General features: G+C 61.6%; 1 protein-coding gene. It reads right to left on the bottom strand.

The window, feature by feature from the left end:
- A partial coding sequence (locus tag ACYQ2W_RS26570) for a transposase (RefSeq protein ID WP_459874135.1) occupies positions 1 to 410 on the bottom strand: 410 nt, incomplete at its 3' end.
- Positions 411 to 511: the final 101 nt, after the last annotated feature.

Below are 511 nucleotides of genomic sequence, written 5' to 3'. Positions count from 1 at the left end.
AACGTCCTGGTTCGGCGCTTATTGCCGACCCACAACAGCCGCTTGCAGTGGCTATCGATCTGGTAGACCAACGTGACATAGCGCTGCCCCCGCCGACGGGAGATCTCATCGATACCGATCGAGCGCACCCCGCTGAGATCCACGTGCTCACGCCCCCATTCGACGGCCATCTCCACCGAACGAAAGACGCTTTCCCAAGAGGTCCGAAACACCTCCGCGGTCTCTTTCCACGACAGCCGCTTCGCCCAGCCCGCTAGAAACCAACCGTAGGCTTGGGTCAGTGGACGCTTGCCCAGTGCCCAGGGCATCTGTTCCACCTTTACGCCGCATGTCGAGCAATCCACTCGGCGCGGCCGGTAGAGCAGAAAGACCTTGATCCCCCACAGCGGCACAAACTCGAAGCGCCGCACCGGCAAGTGATCGTAGATGGGGCCTGGACAACCGCAACACGAGCAGATCGGCCGGCTGTTGGCCCGAGGCTCAACCTCCACCTCAAGCGTCGTTTCATCGT

The organism is Endothiovibrio diazotrophicus (genome assembly GCF_054657215.1).
Note: the sequence above shows the minus strand (reverse complement) of the source record. Positions and strands in the feature narration are given on the sequence as shown.